General features: G+C 69.8%; 18 protein-coding genes. 14 read left to right on the forward strand and 4 right to left on the reverse strand.

Annotation, left to right across the window (positions count from 1 at the left end):
* Window positions 1-40 precede the first annotated feature (40 nt).
* The gene (locus IT355_10820; protein MCC7053750.1) at window positions 41-772 is read right to left on the reverse strand and encodes a hypothetical protein; all 732 of its coding nucleotides are present in this window, start codon (window positions 770-772) and stop codon (window positions 41-43) included.
* 254 nt (window positions 773-1026) lie between these two features.
* Here IT355_10820 and IT355_10825 point away from each other — a divergent pair, with 254 nt between their 5' ends.
* The 3 genes from IT355_10825 to IT355_10835 all read left to right on the forward strand — a co-directional run bounded on the left by IT355_10825 (window position 1027) and on the right by IT355_10835 (window position 4630).
* Complete coding sequence (locus IT355_10825) at window positions 1027-2613, forward strand: glycosyltransferase family 2 protein (protein ID MCC7053751.1); 1587 nt, start codon at window positions 1027-1029, stop codon at window positions 2611-2613.
* A complete protein-coding gene (locus IT355_10830) occupies window positions 2573-3448 on the forward strand; it encodes a DUF3108 domain-containing protein (protein ID MCC7053752.1) in 876 nt (291 codons plus the stop codon). Before IT355_10825 ends, IT355_10830 begins: the two co-directional genes overlap by 41 nt.
* Before the next feature lie 81 nt (window positions 3449-3529).
* Window positions 3530-4630, forward strand: a complete 1101-nt coding sequence (locus IT355_10835) for a glycosyltransferase family 4 protein (protein ID MCC7053753.1) — start codon at window positions 3530-3532, stop codon at window positions 4628-4630.
* Between the two features lie 60 nt (window positions 4631-4690).
* Here the strand turns inward: IT355_10835 and IT355_10840 are convergent, their stop codons facing one another.
* Window positions 4691-4897 carry a hypothetical protein gene (locus IT355_10840; protein ID MCC7053754.1) on the reverse strand — a complete coding sequence of 69 codons (207 nt, stop codon included), beginning with the start codon at window positions 4895-4897 and terminating at the stop codon, window positions 4691-4693.
* Window positions 4898-4998: 101 nt separating this feature from the next.
* On the opposite strand from IT355_10840, the gene IT355_10845 reads away from it, so the two are divergent.
* The 9 genes from IT355_10845 (at window position 4999) to IT355_10885 (ending at window position 16857) form a co-directional block, all read left to right on the forward strand.
* On the forward strand, window positions 4999-6090 hold the full coding sequence (locus IT355_10845) for an FAD-dependent oxidoreductase (GenBank protein MCC7053755.1): 1092 nt from the start codon (window positions 4999-5001) through the stop codon (window positions 6088-6090).
* 193 nt (window positions 6091-6283) lie between these two features.
* A complete protein-coding gene (gene lipA, locus IT355_10850) occupies window positions 6284-7195 on the forward strand; it encodes a lipoyl synthase (GenBank protein ID MCC7053756.1) in 912 nt (303 codons plus the stop codon).
* 173 nt (window positions 7196-7368) lie between these two features.
* Window positions 7369-8439 (forward strand): pyruvate dehydrogenase (acetyl-transferring) E1 component subunit alpha, encoded by a 1071-nt coding sequence (gene pdhA, locus IT355_10855; GenBank protein ID MCC7053757.1) that lies wholly within the window; start codon window positions 7369-7371, stop codon window positions 8437-8439.
* 4 nt (window positions 8440-8443) lie between these two features.
* Complete coding sequence (locus IT355_10860; protein ID MCC7053758.1) at window positions 8444-9424, forward strand: pyruvate dehydrogenase complex E1 component subunit beta; 981 nt, start codon at window positions 8444-8446, stop codon at window positions 9422-9424.
* 24 nt (window positions 9425-9448) lie between these two features.
* Entirely contained in the window at window positions 9449-10771 is a 1323-nt protein-coding gene (locus IT355_10865; GenBank protein MCC7053759.1) for a pyruvate dehydrogenase complex dihydrolipoamide acetyltransferase, read from the forward strand.
* Window positions 10772-10793: 22 nt separating this feature from the next.
* Window positions 10794-12368: a DUF3667 domain-containing protein gene (locus IT355_10870; GenBank protein MCC7053760.1), complete on the forward strand. Its 1575-nt coding sequence runs from the start codon at window positions 10794-10796 to the stop codon at window positions 12366-12368.
* Window positions 12369-12511: 143 nt separating this feature from the next.
* On the forward strand, window positions 12512-13915 hold the full coding sequence (gene lpdA, locus IT355_10875; protein MCC7053761.1) for a dihydrolipoyl dehydrogenase: 1404 nt from the start codon (window positions 12512-12514) through the stop codon (window positions 13913-13915).
* Window positions 13916-13940: 25 nt separating this feature from the next.
* Window positions 13941-14648, forward strand: a complete 708-nt coding sequence (lipB, locus tag IT355_10880; GenBank protein ID MCC7053762.1) for a lipoyl(octanoyl) transferase LipB — start codon at window positions 13941-13943, stop codon at window positions 14646-14648.
* A gap of 127 nt (window positions 14649-14775) precedes the next feature.
* Window positions 14776-16857 carry an ATP-dependent helicase gene (locus tag IT355_10885; GenBank protein MCC7053763.1) on the forward strand — a complete coding sequence of 694 codons (2082 nt, stop codon included), beginning with the start codon at window positions 14776-14778 and terminating at the stop codon, window positions 16855-16857.
* A gap of 246 nt (window positions 16858-17103) precedes the next feature.
* Here the strand turns inward: IT355_10885 and IT355_10890 are convergent, their stop codons facing one another.
* Together IT355_10890 and IT355_10895 are read right to left on the reverse strand one after the other, a co-directional pair.
* Window positions 17104-18210 carry an aminopeptidase gene (locus IT355_10890; protein MCC7053764.1) on the reverse strand — a complete coding sequence of 369 codons (1107 nt, stop codon included), beginning with the start codon at window positions 18208-18210 and terminating at the stop codon, window positions 17104-17106.
* A gap of 68 nt (window positions 18211-18278) precedes the next feature.
* Window positions 18279-20036: a hypothetical protein gene (locus IT355_10895; protein ID MCC7053765.1), complete on the reverse strand. Its 1758-nt coding sequence runs from the start codon at window positions 20034-20036 to the stop codon at window positions 18279-18281.
* Window positions 20037-20110: 74 nt separating this feature from the next.
* On the opposite strand from IT355_10895, the gene dnaE reads away from it, so the two are divergent.
* Both dnaE and IT355_10905 read left to right on the forward strand, forming a co-directional pair.
* Window positions 20111-24883 carry a DNA polymerase III subunit alpha gene (gene dnaE / locus IT355_10900; protein ID MCC7053766.1) on the forward strand — a complete coding sequence of 1591 codons (4773 nt, stop codon included), beginning with the start codon at window positions 20111-20113 and terminating at the stop codon, window positions 24881-24883.
* Window positions 24884-24904: 21 nt separating this feature from the next.
* Complete coding sequence (locus IT355_10905) at window positions 24905-25873, forward strand: acetyl-CoA carboxylase carboxyltransferase subunit alpha (GenBank protein MCC7053767.1); 969 nt, start codon at window positions 24905-24907, stop codon at window positions 25871-25873.
* Window positions 25874-25875: the final 2 nt, after the last annotated feature.

Genomic DNA, 25875 nt, shown 5'->3' on the forward strand with positions numbered 1-25875 from the left:
GTGCAGCATCGCCGCAACCGCTATGCGCGCACCAGGACCGTCATGACGCCAGTCGCCAGCGCGCCTCGTCCTGCACCTGCCGCATCAGGCGTTCGGGTGTGTGCTGGCCGGGAAACAGCAGGCGGTCACTGACCCGGTTCAACGCCTGCCGGATCAGCGGAAACTCCCCTGCGGCACGGGCGAACACCGGACGCAGCCCCGTGCTGTCCGCCAGCCGGTGCTCGGCCGCCAGCAGGAAGCCCTGCCGGCCCATCTCGTCGTAGTAGGTCAGGTCGGGGCCTCCCTTGCGCCACTTGCGGAGCATCACGTGGTCCGGGAACAACCCCGAGAGCCACAGCGCATGGTTCGCGAGGTGCTGCCGAACCAGGAAGCTCCGGTCCGGGTCGGACGACGCCGCATCCGAGAGCAGCCCGGCCAGCGTGTCGTAGGTGGCGTCATCGTGCACCGCCACACGCCAGGCGCGATCGTGCCCGGCGAAGTGCACCACGACGCTCGCCACGTAGTCGGCCACCACGCGTTCGCCCTCGCCCAGCTCGCGCAGGGAGTGCCGCACCACCACGTACACGAACAGCGGCAGCGACGCCCGCACCGCCCGCGCGTCCCCGGTCAGCGCCACCAGCAGCCGCGGGTCGTCCAGCAGCGCGTCGATGCCCTCGTGCCGCAGCGCATCCTCGGCCGCCTCGCGGTCGCGCGGGGACTCCCGCGCCACGAGGTGCAGGGCCAGCTGTGCGTCGTCACGAGTCAACGTGTGGCGAAGGTCGGCCTGGATCATGCGTCCGTTCTCCGTGCTGGCGGTGGGCGGGCAGGGCTGAGCGAGGACCGTTCCGACACGATACCCCCCAGCGACGCCGCGGGACGGCGCGGGGCAACACCCGGACCACCGGCACGGCCGGCAGCGTTCGCGCGCATCGATCCCGTGTGCATTAGGTCGCGTGGCCCGCATCATGCCGCTCGTGGTATCGGCCCCCGTCGCCGCAGGGTTAGATTCGTCCGGTTCCTCCTGCCGTTCCCACCCACCCGTCCGACGTGCTCCGCATCTGCATCCCGGTCCACAACGAAGCCACCACCATCGGCGTGCTGCTGTGGCGCCTCCGGTCGGTCTTTCAGGGCTTCTCCCGGGAGTACGATGTCGTCGTGTACGACGACGCGAGCACCGACGGCACCGCGGAGGTCCTGGAGCCGTACCGCTCGGTCATGCCGCTCACGGTGCTGCGCAACGGCACGCACGTGGGTTACGCCGGCAGCATCGATGCCCTCGTGCGGCACGTGGCAGCCGATGACGAGTACGCGCGCCGCGATACGATGGTACTGATGCAGGGCGACTTCACCGAGTCACCCGAACACCTGCCGGAGCTCGTGAAGCGCTTCGAGGGCGGCGCCGACCTGGTGGCGGTCCATCGTACCGTCTCCGACGCCACGCCGCAGGACGAACGCCGCCTGCGCCGCTGGGGCCGCTGGGCGGTGAAGCCGTTCCTCCGCCTGCCGCCGCTGGCAGATCCCTTCACGGGCTTCCGCCTGATCCGCATTTCGGTGCTCCGCGACCTGCTGAAGGCCATGGGCAGCCGCCCCGTCTGCGCCGGCGAGGGCTGGGCGGCGAACGTCGACTTCGCGCTGAACGTCACGCCCTTCGCGCGGCGGATCGAGAACGTCGAGTTCGCCCCGCGCTACGACGTGCGGCAGCGGGCCTCGCGGCGGCGCGGCTGGCCCGATGTCGTCGCGCTCTTTCACTGGGCGCGCGCGGCCCGGCGCACCGCGCGACCGGCGCCGGGTGGCAAGCCGCTCCCGGATTCCCCGCGGGCCGAACGCACCACGGAACCCACGCAGGTGGCGGCACCGCTCGAGCGCGGCCAGCGCGCCGCCCCGTCGGAGCGGGAGCGCGACCGGTCCGAGCGTCGCCCCCGCGGCGGCGACCGTCCCGACCGGTCATCGCCGCGCGAGCAGGCGGGCGCAGCCGCGCCTCCCCCCGCCCGCGAGGAGCGCCAGCCGCGCGAGGCCCGTGGTGCCCGCGAGGAGCGCGCGCTCCGTGGCGAGGACCGCCCCGCCCCGCGCTCCGACGACCGAGGCAGGAAGGCCGACAGGCCGCCACGTGAGCCGCGCCTGCCCCGGGGTGAGCGGGAGCCGGTCCGCACCACGGAGCCGGTGGCCGCAACGGCCCCACAGGCCGCGCCCGTCGCCGGTCCCGACGACGAGCTCCCGCCGCGTCCGCCGCTCGAGGCCTCCGTCGGGGAACGCATGGACGCCGACGCCCCCGCCGCAGAGGGCGCCGAAGCGGAGGCGTCGGGCGAAGCCGGTGCGGAGCGCAAGGCGCGACGCCGGCGTCGCCGCTCCCGGCGTGCCCGCGGCGAGTCGCGCGGCGGCGAGCCGGGTGACGAGGCCCCGGAATCCGGGGACGACGGGGGAACCCCTGACGACGCGGCGGGTCAGGATGACGGGGGAAGCGATGACGGCGACGGCGACGGCGGCGACGGCGACGTGGGTGGAGCCGAGGCCGGCGCCGAGGGCGCGCGGCGCAAGCGTCGCCCGCGCCGGCGCCGCCGGGGTCGACGCCCGGGCAGCACCGACGGCGCCGACGATGCTTCCACTCCACCTGCTGCCGATCCGCCGGCGGCGTGACGCCGTCGTCCCGTACCGGGGGGTGCCAGTGCCGTACGTCCGAACCGCCTCACTGCTCGGCCTCGTGGCCGGCCTCTCCGCTTCGTCCGCGCCGGAAGCGGTACCGTCCCGCGCTGCCCAGCCGGCCCCGGCCGCCAGCCAGCCGGTCGTCACCCCGCGCATTCCCCCCGTCGGCGAGCGGCTCACCTACGACGTGAAATTCAGCGCGGTGCGCGTCGGCTCCGGCTTCATGGAAACCGTCGGGTACGAATCCGTCCGCGGGCTCAACGCGCTCCATGTGCGATTCGTCGTTCGAGGCGGCACCTTCTTCTACAAGGTGAACGACGTCCTCGAGAGCTGGATCGACACCACCCGCTTCCTCTCCCTCCGGCACAAGCAGGACCTGTCGGAAGGGTCGCGCGACCGGGAGCGCACCTTCGAGTTCTTCCCCGAACGGCGCACCTTCTCCCAGGACGGCCAGCCCGAGGTCCCGGGCGTCGCTGACCCGCTCGATGAGGGAAGCTTCCTCTACTTCGTCCGGCGCGTGCCCCTCGAGGTCGGCCGCACCTACGAGTTCCCGCGCTACTTCAAGCCCGACCGCAACCCGGTGCGCATCATCGTGCTGCGGCGTGAGCGCATCCGCGTGCCGGCGGGCGAGTTCAACACCATCGTGATCCAGCCGATCATCAAGGCGAAGGGACTCTTCAGCGAAGGCGGAAAGGCGCAGGTCTGGCTCACCGACGATTCCACCCGCGCCATGGTGCAGATGAAGTCGTCGCTCCCCATCGGCTCGCTCAACCTCTACCTTCGCGAGTACCGCCCGGCAACGGGCGCCGCACCGGTCCGCGGCAACTGATCCGCGGCAAGATCCGCGGCAGCTGATCCGCGCCCCCCCGAGCCGCGCCGCCCGCACTCCCCGCCACTCGCCGCGTCCCGCATGCACATCGTCGTCGAGGCCATCGCGATCACGCGCAACCTGCGCGGCATGGGACGCTACGCCCGGAGCCTGCTGTCGGCCATGCCCGCCGTGCGCCCCGACCTGCGCTACTCGATCTTCGCCCGCAACGCGGCCGACGTGGGTCCGCTGCGCGAGCAGCTCGCGGCACTCCCGCACGTGCTCGAGCGCGCGACGATCGGCCCGGCATCGGCGATGCCCGCCGTGGACTGCGACGTGGCGTGGTACCCCTGCAACTTCACCACGCACCTGCCACGCAGCGGGGCGATCGTGCCGACCGTGCACGACCTCTTCCCGATGCTGCAGCTCGACGGCCGGTGGTGGAAGTTCTACAAGCGCACCCGCGCCAGGCGTCGCTACACGCGCACCATCGGGCGCGCCGACCAGGTCATCACCGGCGCCACGCGCGCCGCCGAGGAACTCGTCGCGACATTCGGCATCGCACGCGAGCGGGTCAGCGTCGTGCCGCACGCCGCTGACGACTTCCGCGCTGCGGATCCCACACTCGTCGACGCGCTGCTCACGCGCCTCGGCGTGACGGGCCCGTTCCTGCTCGCCGTCGGCTCGCAGGAGCCGCGCAAGAACCTCGGCGTGCTCTACGAGGCCATGCGTCACCTGGAGCGGCAGGGGTGCGACATCCCCCTCGTCCTCTGCGGCCCGCGCGGCATCCACGGCTTCCGCGAGGGCGACGCCACGCCACGCTGGCTGCGCCACGCCGGCTTCGTGCGCGACGATGAACTCGCCGCACTCTACGCCCGCGCCAGCGCGCTCGTCTTCCCGTCGCGCTACGAAGGCTTCGGGCTCCCCGTCCTCGAGGCGATGACGGTGGGCGGCGCCGTCATCTGCTCCGATGCGAGCACGATGCCCGAGGTCGGCGGCGACGCGGTGCTGTACTTCCCGCCCGACGATGCCGACGCCCTCGCCGCACAGGTCCTGCGGCTGCTGCAGGAACCGGCACTCCGCGCCGCCCTGCTCCGTGCCGGCACCACGCAGGCAGCGAAGTACGCATGGGCGCGCAGCGCGGCAGGCACGCTCGCCGCGTTCGACGCCGCGATCGGGCGCTCGCGCACCACCGCCTCCTGAAACGCCGAACGGCGGACCGTCGCGGGTCCGCCGTTCGCCTGCACGCCACCCGTGCCGGTGTCAGTACGTGCGCGGGGAGTTCACCTTGTCCCGGAGGCGTCGCGCCGCACCCGGCGCCACCACCAGCATCACGCCGTACACCACCGCGCCTATCAGCAGGATCTTCACCGCCAGCCCGATCAGCGGGAAGAACAGCACGCCGATCAGCTTCAGCGCAAAGAGGCCGAGCAGGGCCAGCACACCGATCGTGAAAATCGTCTTCAGCATTTCATCTTCCTCCGGGAAGTCCTGCCCCGACTACGGTCCCGGTGACCCGGGAGTTTCAGTGCCGGCGATATTGCCCTCATGCCCTCCAGGATGAATACACCGTGACCCGCACCAGCGCTGACGTCGTCATCATCGGAGCCGGGGTGTCGGGGCTCTGCAGTGCCCTCGCCCTCGCCGACGATGGCCTCGATGTCGTCCTCGTGTCCGACGTCCGGCCGGGCGAGGCGTCCGCTGCCGCCGGCGGGATCCTCGACACCGCCCACGGCTGCGCCGCGACCGATCCCGGGCTGCAGGCCGTCTTCCGCCAGGCGCGCGACCTCTGGCCGGCCTTCACCGCATCGCTCTGCGACCGCACCGGCGTCCCGGTGCCGATGAACCGCGATGGCATACTCGAGCTCGCCACATCGATCCACGCGGCGGACGCCCTCCGCGACCGCGCCGGCGTCGAGGCGGAGTGGTTGGACGCCGCCGCGCTCACCGCCCTCGAGCCGCAGCTCGGCCACGCCAAGGGCGCCCTGCGCCACCGGCACGACGGCGCCGTGAATCCGCTGGTCCTGCTCCGCGCGCTGAAGGCCGCCGTCGGGCGCCATGTCCACGTCAGGATCGTGACCGGCACCGTCGCCGGCATCTCCCCGGGGGCTGCCGGCGCCGCCACCGGCATCGCGCTCGCCGACGGAACCGCGATCAGCACCATGCGCGTCGTCCTCGCCGCCGGCGTCTGGTCGGGCGACATCACCGGGCTGCCCAGCCCGCTTCCGCTGGCGCCGCTCAAGGGCCAGATGATCTCGGTCGCCAGCCGCGCCCTCCGCCACGTGGTCATGCTCGGCGACGGCTACGCCATTCCCCGCGGGGACGGACGGACGATCCTCGGCACCACGGCAGAGCACGCCGGATTCGATGCCCGCCACACCGAGGAGGGCGTGCAGGCCATCCGCGCCCTCGCCACCGCCATCCTCCCTGCACTCGGCTCGGCCGGGCTGCTCAACGCCTGGGCGGGCTTCCGACCCATGACGCCGGACGGGCTGCCCATCATCGGCCCCGATCCCATCGCGCCGTCGCTGATCTACGCCTGCGGTCACGGCAGGAACGGCATCCTGCTGGCCCCGCTGACAGGCCAGCTCGTGCACGCGGCGGTCACGCTCCGACCGGCGCGAACCGATGGAAACGCCTTCAGCCCGTTACGACTTCGGTGACAGGAACGGCCGCCAGACACATCACGGCTGCAGTAACCAGCTAAACGAATTCTCTAGGTTACAGTCCTTCCGATGCCCATTCCGCGCCGATACTTTCCCGGCACACCGGACAGCGCGGCGGCGCGACGGCGGTAGAGCGGCGTATCGTCGGCGCTCCCGTCCCGCTCGAGGCGACGTCCCTGGCTGTCGGATCATGGAAGAACGCCTGTACCAGATCCTCGGACGCCACCGCGCCGAGCCCCTTCCCGAGCGCAAGCCCAGCTGGCTCAAGGTCAAGGCGCCCGGGGGCGGGAACTACATGCACATCAAGGGGATGATGCGCGACCTCGGCCTGCACACGGTCTGCGAGGAGGCGCACTGCCCGAACATCGGTGAGTGCTGGGAGCACGGCACCGCCACGTTCATGATCCTCGGCGACGTCTGCACCCGGAACTGCGCCTACTGCGCCGTGTCGCACGGCCGTCCGCCCAGCTTCGACCTGGCCGAGCCGGAGAAGGTCGCCAGCGCCGTGGCGGCCATGAACCTGCGCCACGCCGTCATCACCTCGGTGGACCGGGACGACCTCCCCGATTTCGGCTCGCATCACTTCCACGAGACGATCCGCCTGATCCACGAGATGGTGCCGGCCTGCTCGGTCGAGGTGCTCGTCCCCGACTTCCAGGGCCGGCAGGACGCCGTGGAGCACGTGCTCGATGCGCGGCCGGAGATCTACAACCACAACACCGAGACGGTGCCGCGGCTGTACAAGAAGGCGCGGCCGGGCGGACGCTACGAGCGGGTGCTGAACATCTTCCGCATCGCCAAGGCGCACGCGCCGGACATCCTCACCAAGACGGGCATCATCCTCGGCATGAGCGAGACCATCGAGGAGGTCGTGGAGGTCATGAAGGACCTCCGCTCGGTGGACGTCGACATCCTCACGCTGGGCCAGTACCTGAAGCCGTCCGAGAGTCACATCGCCCTCGACCGATACTACACCCCGGCGGAGTTCCGTCACCTGCGCGACGCGGGCATGGCGATGGGCTTCCGCCATGTCGAGAGCGGCCCGCTGGTGCGGTCGTCGTACCATGCCTGGGAGCAGGTGCAGGCCGCCACGGTGGCCTGAGGGGTCTGCTGGTCCCGGTGGCCGCGCGGAGTAGTCGCGGGGTCGCTGCGCAGTTCGTGCCTCGCGTCGCTCACAGTAGGGAGCGTCCTGACCATCGTGTGCCTGCCCCCACCGGGCAGGCGCATGACTCGTGGACAGCATGTCCGCCAGTTCAACCCACTGTCGCCCAACCCATGGCCAAGCGCACCTCCCCGGCGAAAGCCTCGCCGAAGTCCGCTGCGTCCGCGCCGCCCGCCGCGCCGGATGCGGAGCGCACGCTCCATCTCTCGCTGCTCCGCTCCATGCTGCTGCAGCGGCGCTTCGAGGAACGCTGCGCCGAGGCGTACGCCATCGGCCGCATCGGCGGCTTCTGCCACCTCTACATCGGGCAGGAGGCTGTGAGCACCGGCACCCTCAGCCTGCTGCGGCCCGACGACTACATGATCACCACCTACCGTGACCACGGCCAGGCGCTCGCCCGCGGCATCACGCCGCGTGCCGTGATGGCCGAGCTCTTCGGCCGCATCGACGGCTGCGCCGGCGGCAAGGGTGGATCGATGCACATGTTCGACAAGGCCACCGGCTTCCTGGGCGGCCACGGCATCGTCGGCGGGCACCTGCCGATCGCCACCGGCGTCGGCTTCGCGATCAAGTACCGCGGCGGCGACCAGGTGATCTGCTGCTTCTTCGGCGAGGCGGCCGTGAACAACGGCGCGTTCCACGAGGCACTCAACATGGCCTCGCTCTGGAAGCTGCCCGTGCTCTTCATCATCGAGAACAACCGGTACGGCATGGGCACCGCCGTCGAGCGCGCCTCCGCCATCAACGACATCTACCAGCGGGCCGGCAGCTACGACATGCACCGCGCGGTGGTGGACGGGCAGGACGTGCTCGCCGTGCGCGCCGCCGTGGAGGAGGCCGTGGCCCGCGCACGCAGCGAGCAGAGCCCCACGCTGCTCGAGATGCGCACCTACCGCTTCATGGGCCACTCGATGTCCGACGCGGTCAGTGGCACCTACCGCACCAAGGCCGAACTCGACGAGCACCTCGAGCGCGACCCGATCTCGCTGCTGCGCGCGCACATGGAGTCGCGCGGCACGCTGTCCGAGGCGGTGATGCACGAGATGGACACCGAGATCAAGGCGATCGTGCAGGATTCCTGGGACTTCGCCGAGGCCAGCCCGGAACCCCCGCTCGCGGCCCTGATGGAGAACATCTACGTGGACACCACCTCTGATTCCGGCGCCGCCGGGGCGTGGGGCTGAACCGATGGCAATCATCACGTACCGTGACGCGCTGAACCAGGCCCTCCGCGAGGAGATGCAGCGCGACGCGCGCGTCTTCCTGATGGGCGAGGAAGTCGGTGTCTACCAGGGCGCCTACAAGGTGTCGAAGGGGCTGCTGCAGGAGTTCGGCGAGATGCGCGTGGTGGACACGCCGATCACCGAGCTCGGGTTCGCCGGCGTCGGCGTCGGCGCCGCGATGGTGGGGCTGCGCCCGATCATCGAGTTCATGACCTGGAACTTCGCGCTGCTGGCGCTGGACCAGGTGGTGAACGCGGCCGCCAAGATGCTCTACATGTCCGGCGGGCAGTTCAACATCCCGATGGTCTTCCGCGGACCGAACGGTGCCGCGCTGCAGCTGGGGGCACAGCACAGCCAGGCCTGGGAAAGCTGGCTCGCGCACATCCCGGGGCTCAAGGTCGTCGCCCCCGGCACGCCATACGACGCGAAGGGGCTGCTCAAGGCCGCCATCCGCGACGACAACCCGGTGTGCGTGCTCGAGGGCGAGATGCTCTACAACAACAAGGGCGAGGTGCCCGACGGCGAGTACATCGTGCCGCTCGGTGTCGCGGACCTGAAGCGCACCGGCGAGCACGCCACGATCGTCACCTGGGGCAAGCAGGTGCTGGTGGCGATGGCGGCCGCCGACCAGCTCGCGAAGGACGGCATCCGGCTCGACGTCGTGGACCTGCGCAGCATCCGTCCCCTGGACGAACGCGCGATCATCGACAGCGTGCGCAAGACCAACCGCTGCGTGGTGCTCGAGGAAGGCTGGTACTTCGCCGGCGTCGGTGCGCAGGTGGCCGACCTGGTGCAGCGCGAGTGCTTCGACGACCTCGACCACCCGGTGCTGCGCGTGACACAGGCCGACGCACCGATGCCGTACGCGAAGCAGCTGGAGAAGGCGGCCAAGGCCGACCTGCCGAAGACCATCGCCGCGGTCCGCCGCGTCCTCTACCTCGACTGATCCCACTCCGCCGGTATCCTGACGATGGCCACCAAGGTGATGATGGAAGCGCTCTCTCCGACCATGGAAGAGGGGCGCCTCGTGAAGTGGAACAAGAACGAGGGCGATGTCGTGAAGGCGGGCGACGTGCTCGCCGAGGTCGAGACCGACAAGGCGATCATGGAGCTGGTCGCCCGCGGCGACGGCGTCCTCCGGGCACGCCTGATCCCCGAAGGCACCACCACGCCGGTCGGCCAGCTCATCGGCGTGATCGCTGCGCCCGACGAGGACATCGCGTCGCTGACGGCTGCGGCTGGCCCGGCCGCCCCGGCCCCCGCAGCCGCCGCTCCGGAGGCTCCAGCGGCTCCAGCGGCTCCACCTGCTCCAGCAGCGGCCGCCCCGCCGGTCCCGGCCGCGCCGGCCGCCGCGGTCGCCCCGCGTACCACCATGCCCCACGTGATCGACCACGCGTCGGAGCAGCCGTTGCACGCAAGCGACACCGGGGGTAGACAGCTTGCATCACCCCTGGCCCGCCGGATGGCCAGCGAACGCGGCCTGGACATCAACCAGGTGCGGGGATCCGGCCCTGGCGGACGGATCATCAAGCGCGACATCGAGGAGGCGATGGCAGGCGGCACGGCACTCCTGGCCGGCGCCCGTCCCACCGCCGCCGGTGCGAGCGCCGCCGACTACACCGACCAGCCGCTGACCCAGATCCGCAAGACGATCGCCCGGCGCCTGGCGGAGTCCATCGGCCCGATCCCCACCTTCTACCTGACGGCCGAGTTCGACCTCGGCCGCGTCACCGACATGCGCGCCGCCATGGCCGCGATCGGCCCGGAGTACAAGGTCAGCGTCAACGACATCATCCTGAAGGCCGTTGCCGTCGCCCTGACCCGGCATCCGGAGGTCAATTCCCACTGGATGGGCGACAAGATCCGCCAGCACAGCCGTGTGCATGTCGGCATGGCAGTCGCGATGCCCGAGGGGCTGATCACCCCGGTCATCTTCGACGCCAACCAGAAGGGGCTGTCGCAGATCAGCCAGGAAGCCCGCGAGCTGGCCAAGCGCGCCCGCGAGCGGAAGCTCCAGCCGCACGAGTACACGGGGGCGACGATGTCGGTGTCGAACCTGGGCATGCTCGGCATCGACGAATTCACCGCCATCATCAACCCGCCCGAAGCCGCCATCCTGGCCGTCGGCGCGGTGGAAGACAAGCCGGTGGTGATCAACGGCGCCATCGAAGTCCGCAAGCGGATGCGCGTGACACTCTCCTGTGACCACCGGGTGATCGATGGAGCACTGGGCGCACAATTCTTGCAGAGTTTGAGGCGTCTAATCGAAAATCCGCTCATGCTGGTGTATTGAAATATCACTGATTCCGGGCCTCATGGCGCACGACGAAAACCCGACCACTGAGGCTCGCGACGAGGCGCCCTCCCCTGCGGAATCCGGCCAGCCGGACCCAGCCAGCGGCGTACCGGACGAAGGGTCCGGCGCGGCGGAGCCCGAGGCTGCCGCACCGCGCCGGTTCACCCTGGCGTCACTGCTCGACCTCGACGACGCCGATCTCGCCGAGCCGCTGTCACGGACGGCGCCACCGGAACACCGGTGGGAGCAGCTGTCGCTCCGGGTCACGCCCGAGACGGGTGAGGCCATTCCCTCCTCCATCCGCTCCGGCCAGGCGTCCTCGCCGCCGGGCGGGGAGATGGAGCTGATCCCGGGACTCGACGATCCCGGTGCCGTCGAGGTGCCGGTGTACCTGGCCGGCCGGACGCTTTTCGAGTTCCTGCACCCCACAGGTGAGGCCGACCCGCCACAGGCGGCGCCGGTCGAGCAGCCCGACCAGGCCGACTGGGCCGTGTCCGGCGCGATCGAGCCTCCGAAGCTCCTCGCGTCCGCCGTCGAGGAGCCGGCCTCGGTGCACAAGCCGACGCCTGCGCATGTGAAGCCGCTCGCGCTGGCCACGAAGTCGGTGCGCCGACCGCGCCGCCGCATGGACGCCCCGGTCGCGAACTTCGAGAAGTCGGAGTCGGCGTCGGTGCTCTGGCCCAGCCGGCGCTCCCCCACCACGCCGGGCATCATCGTCCGTGAATGCGCACGCTGCCGCGCCCCCTTCACGGCGGAGCGCTGCGAGTCGTGCGGCCACGGCGAATCGGTCGCACCGCGGCTCGCGCCGCTCAGCGCCCCCCAGCGCCTCGTCGGCTACCTGCTCGACCACAAGAGCCGCGCCGTGCGGACCATCAGCGCGCTGCTGCTTGCACCGGGCGAGCTCACCGCCGACTACCTCGCCGGTCACCGGCGCCGGTACTTCGGGCCCGGTGTCGTGTTCGGCATCGCCATCGTGATCCTGCTCGCCACCTGCATGCTCGCCGGACTCCGGCCGCGGCCTGATCGCGCGCTCGCCATCGGCGACGATCGCACCGAACTCGCCGCTGCCGGCCTTGCGGACCGGCAGATCACCGGCACGATGTACGAGCAGCCCGACGCGGTGCGTGACACGCTCCAGCTCGTCAACCGCTTCCCGGTCGTCTGGGTGGCACTCATGCTGCTCGGCGTGCTGTCGGTGGTCGCCGCGATGCGGATCACGCAGCGCCGCGACGGACCCGCCGAGATGGTCTTCACCGCCCATTTCACGGGCTGGTTCGTCGTCTGGTGGGCGCTCCTCGTGCCGGCGTCGCTGCTCCTGCTCCGCTGGGGCTTCGAGTACGCGGCCGTGCTCAACGACGTCACCGCGGTGCGCTACATCGACGACGGCCAGGTGGCCGGCATGTCGCGCATCTGGAACGCACTGCGGGCGATGGTCATCACCCCGTGGTTCCACAGCGCGCTCCTCGCCTGCGGCATCGTGCCCTGGTGCGTGCTGGCCTACCGCCGCGCCTTCGAGGATCCGTGGGCCCGCGCCATCGTCGCCGGCGTGATCACTGCCGCCGTCCCCCTCCTCCTCCTCCTCCCGTTCGCCTGACCCGCCGCGACACCAGTGTGGCCGCCCCTCGCCACACTGGAGCCGACCGGTGGAACCGGGCATCTTTCCCGGGCTCCCGTTCCGGCATGGACCGGTGAGCCACGGTGCGGCGTCTGCCGCCCGCTCCCCCACGCGAGATCGTCATGGCTTCGTTCGACGTCATCATCCTCGGCGGCGGTCCCGCCGGGTACGTCTGCGCCATCCGCAGTGCGCAGCTTGGCCTCCAGGTCGCAGTCATCGAGCGTGAAGCGCTCGGCGGCACCTGCGTCCTCTGGGGCTGCATCCCCGCCAAGTCGCTCCTCGAGAGCGCGTCGCTGGCCAACAAGGTGCGGAAGGCGGCCGAGCATGGCATCACCACCGGCGAGGTGCAGTTCGACTTCGGGACGGCGATGAAGCGTTCGCGCGGGGTCAGCACCCAGAACTCCAAGGGCGTCGAGTTCCTCCTCAAGAAGAACAAGGTCACCTGGATCCGCGGCACCGGGCGCGTGACCAACGCGACCACCGTCGAGGTCAAGGATGCCGACGGCAAGGTCGAGTCGCACAGCGCCAGGAAGGCCCTCGTCATCGCGACCGGCTCCCGCGTGCGCGGCCTGCCGCAGGTCGGACTCGACATCAACCGCAAGTCCGTCCTGTCGTCCGACGAGGTCCTGGTCCTCGAGGCCGCACCGAAGACCATGGCGGTCGTGGGCGCCGGTGCCGTGGGCTGCGAGTTCGCCGACGTCTTCAACGCCTTCGGCACGCAGGTCACCCTGATCGAGGTCGCGCCGCGCATCCTCCCGATCGAGGATGCCGACTGCTCCGCCGAGCTCGCCCGTGCCTTCAAGAAGCGCGGGATCGAGTCGGTGACCGGGGCGAAGATCACCGCCGCCAAGGTCGGCGAGACCTCGGTGACGCTCTCGTTCGAGGCCGCCGGCCACGCCCGCGTCCTCACGGTGGACAAGGTCCTCGTCGCCGCCGGTCGCGCCCCGAACACCGACGGCTTCGGACTCGAGGCGCTCGGCGTGAAGAAGTCCGACCGCGGCTTCATCGCGATCAACGAGCGGTTCGAGACCTCGGTGAAGGGTGTCTACGCCATCGGCGACGTGGCCGGCAACCAGATGCTCGCGCACAAGGGCTCGCGCGAGGGCCACGTGCTCGCCGACATGCTCGGCGGGCACGCCACGCACCCGGTGAACTACGGCAACATCCCGAGCTGCACCTACTGCCACCCCGAAGTGGCCTCCATCGGCCTCACCGAGGAGCAGGTCAGGGCCAAGGGCCTCGAGTACAAGGTCGGGAAGTTCCCGTTCTCGGCCAACGGCCGCGCCCGCACCTCGGGCGACACCGACGGCTTCGTGAAGATCATCCGCGACGAGAAGTACGGTGAGATCCTCGGCGCCCACATCGTCGGCGCCCACGCCACCGAGCTCATTCACGAGCTGGTCGTGGCCCGCGAGAACGAGTTCACCGTCGAGGAGATCGACCTCGCGCTGCACGCGCACCCCACGCTGTCTGAGGCGGTGGCCGAGGCGGTCCTCGACTCGATGGGGAAGATGGTCCACGCGTGAGCCGTGCGTGGGTGACGGTGCGCCCGTGAGCACGCGCCGCCTGCTGGTGGTCACCCTCGGGCGCCTGGAGTTCAGCGAGGCGCTCGGGCTGCAGCGGGCCGTGTCGGTGGCGCGCAGCAGCGGCACCGTGCCGGATGACGTGCTGCTGCTGGTGGAGCACCCGCCGGTGGTCACGCTGGGACGCAGTACCAAGGGCGACAACCTGCAGATCCCCGACGCGCTTCTCGCCGCCCGCGGTGTCGCGCGCTTCGAGATCGAGCGCGGGGGCGATGCCACGTTTCACGGGCCGGGCCAGCTCGTGGGGTACCCGATCGTGGACCTGAAGCAGCACACGCAGGACCTGCACTGGTACCTGCGCCAGGTGGAGGAGGCGCTCATCGTCGCCCTCGCGCAGGTGGGGCTCCAGGCCGGTCGCGTGGCGAAGTACACGGGCGTCTGGGTCGACGATCGCAAGATCGCCTCCATTGGCGTGCATGCCCGCGACTGGGTCACGCGCCACGGCTTCGCGCTCAACGTCGACACCGACCTGTCGTACTTCGACCTCTTCACCCCCTGCGGCATCGCCGACGTGGTGATGACCAGCACCCGCCGCGAACTCGGCGAGGCGGCACCGACACTGGCGGCGATGCAGTCCCTCGTCGCCGGTGCCTTCGCGACGACGTTCGCGCTGAGCGCCACCCCGTGCTCCCGCACCGATCTCGAGGCACTCCTGCCTGTGCCGGCGCTGCCCTGACGCCCCTGGTGTGGCCGGGCATCCCGGGCAGCGCGTGCCCACGCCGCGGACGGGCACGCTCGACCGGCACCGGCCGTCTGCCCGGTCCCGTGTGACGGCGGACAGACGGCCCGTGCTATCGTTCAGCATGTCGACGCCAGACGAGATGCCGCCCTCCGGCGCACGCGCCGCAGCAGGTGCGCGCGTGCCGCTGGGACACGCACTGGCGAGCCTCAACACCGAGCAGCGCGCGGCCGTGCTCCACGGCGATGGCCCGCTGCTCATCGTGGCGGGCGCCGGCACGGGAAAGACGCGGACGCTGGTACACCGGGTCGCATCACTGATCGAGCGCGGCGTGCCGGCGGAGCGCATCCTGCTGCTCACCTTCACCCGCCGCGCGGCCGAGGAGATGCTGGTGCGCGTGGAACGCCTCACCGGGCACGCCGGCCGTCGCGTGCAGGGCGGCACCTTCCACGGCACCGCACACCAGGCACTCCGGCGCTTCGGGACGCAGGCCGGCATCGCCGAGGGATTCACGATCCTCGACCAGGGTGACAGCGAGGACCTCATGCAGCTCGCGCGCGCGGCACTCGGCTTCGGTGCGCGTGAACGCCGGTTCCCGAAGAAGGAGACGCTGCAGGCCCTCTACTCGCGCCACATCAACACCGACCGCACCGTCGAGGACCTGCTCCGCGACGGCTTTCCGCAGTACGTGGACGACCTCGCGGACATCGGCCGCGTGTTCGCCGAGTACGTGGAACGGAAGACGGCGCGCAACCTGGTGGACTACGACGACCTGCTGCTGTTCTGGGCGGCGATGCTGGAATCGGAGCCGCTCGGCGAGGCGATCCGCTCGCGCCACGACCACATCCTGGTGGACGAGTACCAGGACACCAACGTGCTGCAGTCGCGCATCCTGCGGGGCCTCTGCCGGTCGCACCGGAACGTCACCGTGGTGGGTGACGATGCACAGAGCATCTACGCCTTCCGCGGTGCGACGGTCCGCAACATCCTCGACTTCCCCCAGCAGTTTCCCGGCACCACCATCGTCACGCTCGACCGGAACTACCGCAGCACGCAGCCGATCCTCGACACCGCGAACGCCGTGCTGGCACAGGCGACGGAGGGGTACCGGAAGCGCCTGCGGAGCGTGGATGACCGTCCGGGCGACCTGCCCTGGCTGGTGCCCACCCGGGATGAGCAGGCGCAGACGATGTTCACCTGCGACCGGCTGCTGGAGCTGGTCGAGACGGAGGGGCTGCGCCTGGACCAGGTCGCGGTGCTGGTGCGCGCGGGCTACATGAGCGCCGACCTCGAGATCGAGCTCGCGGCGCGCCGCATCCCGTTCGAGAAGTGGGGCGGGATCAAGTTCCTCGAGGCGGCGCACGTGAAGGACATGCTCGCCTTCCTGCGCGTGGCCGAGAACCCGCGCGACGAGGTGAGCTGGTTCCGCCTGCTGCAGCTGTTGCCCGGCATCGGTGAGGTGTCGGCGCGGCGCGCGATCGCGGCGCTGGAGGGGGCGGCCTGGCGCGTGGAGGGCCTCGCAGCCTGGCAGGCGCCGCCGCGCGCCGGGGCCACGCACACGGCGCTGGTGTCGCTCATGGCCCGTCTGTCCGCGGCCAGCGGCGCCGACCCGGCGGCGGACATCGCACAGGTGCGCGGCGTCTACGACGACATCCTCCGCCATCGCTTCGACGACGCCGAGGTCCGCCTCAACGACCTCGTGCAGCTCGAGCACATCGCCAGCGGCTATCCCGATCGCGGCGCGTTCCTCAGCGCCCTCGCGCTCGAGCCGCCCTCGGCCACCTCCGACCTCGCGCAGGGCAGCGAGACCGACGAGGCCGACGCGCTCGTGATCAGCACCATCCACTCCGCCAAGGGCAAGGAGTGGGAGGCGGTCTTCGTGCTCTGGGCCGCCGACGGCTGGATTCCGTCCACCCGCGCGATCCGCGACGTGCAGCAGGTGGAGGAGGAGCGGCGGCTGTTCTACGTCGCGATCACCCGCGCGAAGCGCCACCTGCACGTGAGCTATCCGCTGTACGCGTACGCGTCGCGGTGGAGCGCCGACTTCGCGCTCGACCAGAAGTCGCGCTTCCTCGATGACGGCGTGCTGTCCACCATGCAGCGCATCACCCTCGCGCCGCCACCCTCGCCCGAGCCGGCGCCTGACGCCGTGCCGCCGACGTCCACCCTCGACCTGCGCGCGGCGCTCCGTTCGCGGTTCAGCTGACGTCGGCGATGGCACCGGGCCGCTGAACTGCGTGACGCAAGGACGCAAGCGGCCCCCGGCCGCGCCAGACATTGCGGAATCCTGCGCCGTAGTGCGTCGCCCCGCGCAATGTCAGCGTCGGCGGATTGAGGGTGGTGTTTTCAGTTCCCACCAACGCCCCCGGCAGGCTTGAGCGTGGCGAAGCGCGGCGATCTGCGCTGCAGTTTTGCGCGACCGAAGGTCGCTTGCGTCCTTGCGTCACGCTGTTCAACGTGTGGAACTCGAATCAGGCACCGGATCCCCGAGGTATCGACGGACCGCATCGTAGGGCTGCCGCGTGTCGGACTTCGCGAGATCGATCAGCTTCGCGATCGTCAGTCGGATGTCGGCCTGCTGCTGCGCGTAGACCCGTTCGAAGAGCTCCAGGTCGGTGAGGTAGATGCGCCGCGCGAGCACCGAGGCGGTGTTGAGGCGCACGCGGCTGAGCGCCGCCGAATCCATCGGCGGCAGCTGCGGCCCGAGGCCGGCGCGGAGCTCGGCGCGTGCCCGCACGAACAGCGTGTCGCGTGCCACGAGACGCGCCTTCGGCTCGCCCGGATACAGGCGGAAGGCCGAGTCGAGTGCGGTGTAGAGCCGCGTCCAGAAGGCACCGAACACCCGTTCCTCGTCCCAGCGCCGCGCCGTCTCGACCGCCGCGGCGGGCTGGTTGCGGGCGCGGAAGAACCGCTCCGCACCGCGCGAGCCCACGAAGTTCGCGACGCTCTCGTTGAAGATCGCCTGGCCCGGCGCGTAGTACGTCGTGTGCACCAGCTCGTGGATCACCGTGTTCGCCAGCTCGAGCGAGTCGAGCGACAGCGTGGTGGGGAGCAGCGGGTCGTTGAACCAGCCGAGCGTGCTGAACGCCGACGCCGGCCGCAGCACGGCGTCGAAGCCGGCGGCATCCACGGCTTTCGCCTCACGCTTCCCCGCCTCGAAGTCGAAGAATCCCTTGTACGGCACGCGCCCCACCACCGGGAACCACCAGCTGCGGAAGGCCAGTGAGTCGCGGTACGCGGCGCTCAGCACCAGCACCAGCGTGTCGCGGTCGAGGCGCGAATAGGTGGTGAACTCCTCGTCCGCGTGCAGCCCCAGCGAGTCGATCGCGAACCGACGCGCGTCCAGCACGAGCTGGAGCTTGGCGCGCAGTGCCGCATCCGTGCCGGGGGCGGCAATGAGCTCGGCGATCGGCTGGCGGCGCCACAGGATCTTCCCCTCCTCGTACGCGGCGCGCGCGAGGTAGCGGCCGATGGGCACCAGCGTGAGGAATCCGGCAATGAGCACCAGCAGCGCCAGCAGCGCACGCCGCAGCCACGTGAACGCCCGGCGACGCATCATGGCGTCACCGGGCATCGGGCATCCTCCACAGCATCATCCGGCGGCAGCGTGTGGCCGGCCGGCACGACTCACGGGTTCGGCAACCGGACCACCGTCACCTGCGCATTGAGGTTCGCCTGGAACGTGCCCGTCACCGGCTTGAACGCCAGCCCGGCGTTCGGCGTGGTCGAGGTGAACTGGAACAGGTCCAGCGACCCGGGCTTCATCTGGCGCGAGAGCGACACCGAGGTCGGCACCAGCTTGCTCGACGCCGGAAGGTCGTTCACGTCCAGCGGATACGCCGTCGGGTACTGCGTCGCCGCAATCGAGTTCAGGCGCGCGTAGATCGCCCGCAGGTTGCGGCTCGTGAACTGGTAGCGCGCCGGGATCTGGCCCGCCGTCGCCCCCGGGAAGTCGTCGAGCAGCGTGGCCGCGAGGAAGTCGGCATACAGCGCCGTGAAGCTCTCGCCGGCCACCGCCTCGATGTTCGCCGTGCCGGTCGTGCGCGTCTGCACCAGCTGCGTCAGCTTCGCGCTTCCCTTCTGGTCCACCAGCCAGCGCAGGAACAGCCACGCCACGCCGCGCTCCTCGATCGTGCCGAAGCCGGTCGGGGAAGTGAGCGAGAAGTCCTGGCGCGACGAGAAGAAGTCGTATGCGTTGCCGAAGTTCGGCGGCAGGAAGCCCTGCGCCGAGTCGGGGAAGATCTGTGCCGTGCTCGCGCGGCCCGGTGACACCGGGCAGGGCGGCAGGTTCGGGCACGGATACCGGTCCTCGTACAGCTTGCCGCCCAGCTCCTCCGCCATGTGGCTCAACCCCTCGTTCAGCCAGACCGCCTCCGTGCTCGCATTGCGGCTCAGCACGTGCTGGTTGTACGAGATCATGTGCTGCAGCTCGTGGATGAACGTCGCGGGCGCACTCTGGCGCACCGTCGCCTGGGGCAGCGCCTGGCAGGTCGGGCCACCGGCCGGTTCACCCGGCACCGACGAATAGAAGATCTCGGCCCGGTTCGCGTTCGCGTTGCCGGAGAGGTCGGCACCGTTGAAGAAGCCGGCGACATACGAGCCGCACGAGCCCGATGTCAGCGTGAGGCGGTTCACCACCGGCGTGAAGAGCACGTAGGTCTTCCCGTTCGCATCGATGTCCGACGTCTGCCCGAAGGCGGCGACGTCGATCGGGAACAGGTCGATGTCCATCTGCCGGCCGAAGTTCGCGTACTCTGCGTCGGTGAAGCCGCCGGTGACCGGGGCCGCGTTGTCCACGTAGAGCAGGATGTTGGTGCCGGTGTAGATCAGCCGCGCCGAGACGGTGGTGTAGGTGCTGCTGGTGAGCGACGAGAGCACCTTGAAGTCGCGGTCCCCCACGGCGAGGCCGGTGGCATCCACCCGCAGGCTCACCGGCGGGCGCGCCTTGAGCTGCTGCATGTAGGCGATGGCGCGCGGCGCCTCCTCACGCTCGATCTCGCGCAGGCGCAGGTGGAACGCCTCCGCCGCCGTGAGCTGTGCCGCCGGCGTGGATGGCACCCGGTCCACCCGGGCCGTGATGGTCCCGAGTCCACCGATCGTGAACGGGAAGTCGGCGACCGAAGCGCGATTCGTCCCCGTGGCGAAGTCGTTGGTCGCGGCGAACTGCGGGATCACGGCGTACTTGCCGGGATTCGCAAAGCTCACCCCGCCGCTCCCCCCGACAGTCTTCACCCCGAAGACGTCGAGGGTGGCCGTGGTGATGGAGGGATCGACCGATGGCGGGTCGTTGGGACCGTCGCCGTCACACCCGGCCAGCCCCACGGCGGCCAGCGGCAGGCCGAGCAGGGCACAGCGACGGAAATACCTGCCTAAGATGTTTGGCATCAACGGTTTACACTCGATTCAGGGTCGGTCCGGCACGCCACTGCGCCACCGTGCACAGTTAGATTATCGATCTCATGTCCTTCGTGCACCTGCATTGCCACTCGGAATACTCGCTCCTCGACGGCGCGAACCGGATCGATGACCTGATCCGGCGGGCCGCCGAGCTCGAGCAGCCCGCGCTCGCGATCACCGACCACGGCAACATGCACGCCGCCTGGGAGTTCCAGGAAAAGACACGCAAGGCCGGTCTCCGCCCCATCATCGGCATGGAGGCGTACGTCGCCACCGGAGACCGACGATTCAAGGCCCGCCCAGGTCCCGGACTGCGCCCGTACTACCACCTGGTCTTACTCGCCCGGGACCGTGTCGGTTACCAGAACCTGATCAAGCTCTCCTCCCTCGGCTTCACCGAGGGCTTCTACACCCGACCCCGCGTCGACCGGGAGCTGCTCCAGAAGTACTCCGAGGGGCTGGTGGTCAGTTCCGCCTGCCTCGCCGGCGAAGTGGCCCACCACCTGGAGGCCAACCGCTGGGAGGAGGCCCGGGCCACCGCCGCCTGGTACGCCGAGGTCTTCAAGGACCGGTACTACCTCGAGGTCCAGGCCCACGACTCCGGTGGCCAGGCCCGCCTCAACGAGCAGATCTTCACGCTCGGCGCGGAGATGGGCCTCCCGGTCATCGCCACCAACGATGCCCACTTCCTCACCCACGCCGACCACGACGCCCACGACGTCCTGCTCTGCATCGGGCTCGGGAAGGACCGGAACGACGCCAACCGCATGCACTACGACGGGGGACTGTACTTCAAGTCCGCCGACGAGATGCGGGCCCGCTTCCCCGACCGGCCCGACGTCCTCGAGAACACGCTGAAGATCGCGGACGAGACCGACGTCCAGTTCAGGAAGCAGTACTACGTCCCGGCCTTCCCGCTGCCCGAGGGGGTCACCAGTGAGAACGACCTCCTCGTGCAACTCGCCGAGGCGGGCGCGCGCGAGCGCTACGGTGACCCGTATCCGGCGGAGGTGAAGGACCGCCTCGCGTATGAGCTGGACGTCATCACACGCACGGGCTACGCCGGCTACTTCCTGATCACGGCCGACTTCATCAAGGCCGCCCGCGACCGCGGGATTCCGGTCGGCCCGGGCCGCGGGTCCGCCGCAGGCTCGCTGGTGGCGTACGCGCTGAAGATCACGAACGTCTGCCCGCTCAAGTTCGACCTCCTGTTCGAGCGCTTCCTGAATCCGGAACGCGTCTCGATGCCCGACGTGGACGTGGACTTCTGCTTCGAGCGCCGCGGCGAGGTGATCGAGTACGTGCGCCAGAAGTACGGCAAGGAAAGCGTCGGCCAGATCGTGACGTTCGGGACCATGAAGAGCCGCGCCGCGGTGAAGGATGTGGGTCGCGTGCTCGGCTTCTCCCCGGCGGAGACCGATGCCCTCGCCAAGCTGATCCCGAACGCGCCGAACAACTCGCTCACCGTGAAGGAGGCGGTGAAGGACGTGGCTGACGTGCGCTCGCGCTACGAGAACGAGGAGCGCTACCACCAGCTCCTCGACTACGCCTCGGCGCTCGAGGGCCTGTCGCGGCACACCGGCGTGCACGCCGCCGGCGTGGTGATCGCCCCCGGCCCGCTGGACGACTACGTCCCCATCTGCACGCAGTCGTCGAAGGGCGCCGGCTCCGGCGACGACGAGACCGTCGTCGTCACGCAGTACGACATGAACAGCCTCGAGAAGGCTGGCATGCTCAAGATGGACTTCCTCGGCCTGACCACGCTCACCGTGGTCACCGATGCGGTGAAGAACATCCAGGCACGGCACGGGATCCTGATCGACCTCGACACGCTGGCCCTGGATGACGAGGCCACCTACCGCATGCTGCGTGCGGGGCGGACGGCGGGCGTGTTCCAGTTCGAGTCGCCGCTGGCCACCGACGTGCTGCGCAGCATGCGCTGCGACCGCTTCGACGACCTCGTGGCCTCGAATGCCCTGCTGCGTCCCGGCCCGCTGGATGCCGGCATGCACAAGGTCTACATCCGGCGCAAGAAGGGCGAGGAGCCCGTCTCGTACGCGCTGCCGGAGCTCGAGCAGATCCTCTCCACCACCTACGGCGTCATCACCTACCAGGAACAGGTGATGCGCATCGCGCAGGTGCTGGCCGGCATCTCGCTGGCCGAGGCCGACGTGCTGCGCAAGGCGGTGGGCAAGAAGGACTCGGAGCTGATCCTCAAGGAGCTCGGCAAGTTCGAGGCGAAGGCCGTGGCGCGCGGGCACGATGCAAAGATCATCAAGGATCTCGCAGGGCAGATCGAGACGTTCGGACGGTACGGATTCAACAAGTGCCTTGTCGGAAATACGGAGATCTACGACGCCGCGACCGGACGCACCGTTCGCATTGCCGACGTGCATGCGGCACGCTCCGCATTGTCGTCAGTCGCGACGTGCGACGTGAACACGCTGCGTCTCGATACGGGTCGCGTTGTCGACGTGATGGACAACGGCGTGCGCCCGGTGTTCCGCTTGCGCACGCAGTCGGGTCGCGAGATCACCGCAACGGCGAACCACCCGTTCCTCCTGCACGACGGCTGGCGGAACCTCGACGCCTTGCGTGTCGGGGAACACATCGCAGTGCCGCGGAGCCTGCCGGGCGGCATGCGCACCGCCTGGGCGGAGCATGAAGTGATTGCCCTCGGCCACCTGCTTGCCGAGGGCAATCTCGGGCATCCGAGCGGCGTGTACTACTACAACCAGGATGAAGCCGCCGTCGCGGACTTCATCAGCGCGGCAGAGTCGTTCACGAACGTCCGCTGCACGCGATGCACCCACAAGGGAACGGCGTCGATCTACACCGGGCGCCTCGATCGCAAGGCTGCAAACGGCATCTTCGAGTGGGCGCGACACCTGGGCCTGCTCGGCAAGGTCGCGACGAACAAGGAAATCCCGCCCGACGCCTTCACGCTGCCCGATGCGCAACTGGGCCTGCTGCTTGGCCGCATGTGGGACGGTGATGGACACGTGAACCCTCGCGACCGCTTCGCGTACTATGCCACCGCGTCGAGGCGCCTCGCGCACCAGGTGCAACACCTCCTGCTGCGCCTTGGCATCATCGGTCGCGTCCGCGAGGTGATGTTCCCCTACGTGCGCGGCCCGCGTGTCGGCTACCAGGTGTTCGTCACGGGCGTCGAGAACCTGCGACCGTTTGCCGCGACGGTTGGACGCCACCTCGTCGCGCCGGCAAAGCGCGCAGCGATGGCCGCGATGCCGCTCGAGGCGGTGTCGGGGCCGTCGCGTGACCTTGTCCCCGTGGCCCCGGTGCGTGCACTTGCGCGTGCAGCGAAGGTGCGCACGGGTGAAACGTGGATGGAGATCGAGGCCGCAGCCGACGTCAGCTCGCGCGACGTCACGCCAGCCGGGACGAACGCCGCCAAGCAGGGCTTCACGCGTGCCATGGTGAACCGGCTCGCCACGCACTTCCGCGACGTCGAGCTGCAACGGCTCGCGAACAACGATGTGCTGTGGGATCGGATCGTCTCGATCGAGTCTGCCGGTGAGGAACGCACATACGACCTCGAGATCGCGGACACGCACAACTTCGTGGCGAACGACATCATCGTTCACAACAGCCACAGCGTCGCCTACTCCGTCGTCGCCTACCACACCGCCTACCTCAAGGCCCACTACCCCGCCGAGTTCATGGCGGCGCTCCTCTCCTCGCAGATCGGCGACACCGAGAGCGTCATCAAGTACATCGCCGAGGCCCGCGAGATGGGCATCGAGATCCTCCCGCCCGACGTCAACGAGTCGAACTTCAAGTTCACCGTCATCGCCGACCGGCGGATCCGCTTCGGGCTCGGTGCGGTGCGGAACGTCGGACGCGCAGCCATCGACTCGATCCTCGCCGCCCGCGCCCGGGAGCCGTTCACCTCGCTCTTCGAGTTTTGCGAACGCGTCGACCTCCGCCTCTGCAACCGCCGCGTCTTCGAGGCGCTGATCCAGAGCGGCGCCCTCGACGCACTCGGGGGCCACCGGGCCCAGCTGATCGCTGCGCTCGATGCCGCCATCAGTGAAGCCGGTCTCAAGCAGGAGGAGGCCAGCATCGGCCAGGGTTCCCTGTTCGGCGACCTCGGCCCGGCCGCCGACACCGTTGACGGCGCCCCGCGCCATGGCCCGACCCTGCCCAACACCCCCGTCTGGTCCGACTCGGAGCGCCTCTCCCAGGAGAAGGCCATCCTGGGCTTTTATATCTCCGGACACCCGCTCGAGCCCTTCCGGACCGAGTGCGAGCTCTTCGCCACCCACACCGTCGCCCAGCTCCAGGGCTGGAGCGCCGACAAGATGGCCCTCGGCTGCGTGATCACCGCCGCCAAGCGCCAGGTCAGCAAGAAGTCCGGCAACGAGTTCGCCCGGCTCACCATCGAGGACTTCTCCGGGTCCGCAGAAGTCCTAGTATTCCCGGAAGCCTGGGCGGTGCTCGCCGACCGGATCCGGACCGACGTCCCCGTCCTGCTCAAGGGCGGGTACGGCCGCCGGGACCAGGACAACGAGAAACCCACCTTCATCGTCGACGACCTGGTCCCGCTCGCCGAGCGCCGGACCAACGGGGCGGTGATCGTGGCATTACAGTTGGAGGCGAGTGCCGGGATGTCACCCGCCGTGATGGACGACATCCGGGCCGTGGCCGAGGGCCACCCCGGAACGGCACCGCTGGAAGTGAGCTGGAATGACGGGCGTGGACGCTCGTCGCGCTTCCGTTCCCGAACGCTGACCATGGCGGCCGATGGGGCTGCCTTGACCGAATTGCGCGCCTTGCTGGGCCACGAGCGGGTGAAGCTCGTCCGCGGCAACTGAGCGCGCAGGAGAGACAGGACCATGGCAACTGCTGCAGCGCTCGAGTTCGAGAAACCCATCGCGGAACTCGAGCAGCGCATCGATGACCTCAAGCGGCTCGCCGGCGACGCCTCCTTCGGCGTCGCGCTCGAGATCGAGCCGCTCGAGAAGCGCCTCACCGAGCTGCGCCGCGAGATCTACAAGCAGCTCACGCCGTTCCAGCGCGTCGAGGTCGCGCGCTTCAAGATGCGTCCGTTCACGATGGACTACGTGGACCGCATCTTCACCGACTTCATCGAGCTGCACGGCGACCGCGCCTTCCGCGAGGACGCGGCCATCATCGGCGGCTGGGGACGCCTCGAGGGCGAGACGGTCATGATCATCGGCCACCAGCGCGGCCGCGACACCAAGGACAACCTGAAGCGCAACTTCGCGATGCCGCACCCGGAGGGCTACCGCAAGGCGCTCCGGCTCATGAAGCTCGCCGAGAAGTTCCAGGTGCCCATCCTCACCTTCATCGACACCCCCGGTGCCTGGCCGGGCCTCGGCGCCGAGGAACGCGGCCAGTCCGAGGCGATCGCGCGCAACATCTTCGAGATGAGCAAGCTCGCCGTCCCGGTCATCGCCACCGTCATCGGCGAGGGCGGCTCCGGCGGCGCACTGGCCCTCGGCGTGGCCGACCGGGTGCTCATGCTCGAGAATGCGATCTATTCCGTGATTTCAGTGGAAGGCTGTGCCGCCATCCTCTGGAAGGACAACAAGTCGCAGGAGAGCAAGGAGAAGGCGGCCAAGGCCCTCCGCATCACCGCGCCCGACCTCGTCGAGCTGCGACTGATCGACGAGATCGTGCCCGAGCCCGAGGGCGGCGCGCACACCAACCACGATGCCGCCGCCGCCACGCTCAAGACCACCCTCGTCCGGCTCCTCGACGACCTCCGCGGCCTGCGACCGGAGAAGCTCGTGCGCCGCCGCCGCGAGAAGTTCCTTCGCATGGGCCAGTTCATCGGCTAGCC

The sequence above is a fragment of the Gemmatimonadaceae bacterium genome, assembly GCA_020851035.1.
GTDB lineage: Bacteria > Gemmatimonadota > Gemmatimonadetes > Gemmatimonadales > Gemmatimonadaceae > JACMLX01.

Excerpts from the sequence above, each read along its gene's own strand:
- IT355_10820 (MCC7053750.1), bottom strand. The coding sequence starts at position 772 with ATGATCCAGGCCGACCTTCGCCACACGTTGACTCGTGACGACGCACAG.
- IT355_10830 (MCC7053752.1), top strand. The coding sequence starts at position 2,573 with ATGCTTCCACTCCACCTGCTGCCGATCCGCCGGCGGCGTGACGCCGTC.
- IT355_10835 (MCC7053753.1), top strand. The coding sequence starts at position 3,530 with ATGCACATCGTCGTCGAGGCCATCGCGATCACGCGCAACCTGCGCGGC.
- IT355_10840 (MCC7053754.1), bottom strand. The coding sequence starts at position 4,897 with ATGCTGAAGACGATTTTCACGATCGGTGTGCTGGCCCTGCTCGGCCTC.
- lipA (MCC7053756.1), top strand. The coding sequence starts at position 6,284 with ATGGAAGAACGCCTGTACCAGATCCTCGGACGCCACCGCGCCGAGCCC.
- pdhA (MCC7053757.1), top strand. The coding sequence starts at position 7,369 with ATGGCCAAGCGCACCTCCCCGGCGAAAGCCTCGCCGAAGTCCGCTGCG.
- IT355_10860 (MCC7053758.1), top strand. The coding sequence starts at position 8,444 with ATGGCAATCATCACGTACCGTGACGCGCTGAACCAGGCCCTCCGCGAG.
- IT355_10865 (MCC7053759.1), top strand. The coding sequence starts at position 9,449 with ATGGCCACCAAGGTGATGATGGAAGCGCTCTCTCCGACCATGGAAGAG.
- IT355_10870 (MCC7053760.1), top strand. The coding sequence starts at position 10,794 with ATGGCGCACGACGAAAACCCGACCACTGAGGCTCGCGACGAGGCGCCC.
- lpdA (MCC7053761.1), top strand. The coding sequence starts at position 12,512 with ATGGCTTCGTTCGACGTCATCATCCTCGGCGGCGGTCCCGCCGGGTAC.
- IT355_10885 (MCC7053763.1), top strand. The coding sequence starts at position 14,776 with ATGTCGACGCCAGACGAGATGCCGCCCTCCGGCGCACGCGCCGCAGCA.
- IT355_10890 (MCC7053764.1), bottom strand. The coding sequence starts at position 18,210 with ATGATGCGTCGCCGGGCGTTCACGTGGCTGCGGCGTGCGCTGCTGGCG.
- IT355_10895 (MCC7053765.1), bottom strand. The coding sequence starts at position 20,036 with ATGCCAAACATCTTAGGCAGGTATTTCCGTCGCTGTGCCCTGCTCGGC.
- dnaE (MCC7053766.1), top strand. The coding sequence starts at position 20,111 with ATGTCCTTCGTGCACCTGCATTGCCACTCGGAATACTCGCTCCTCGAC.
- IT355_10905 (MCC7053767.1), top strand. The coding sequence starts at position 24,905 with ATGGCAACTGCTGCAGCGCTCGAGTTCGAGAAACCCATCGCGGAACTC.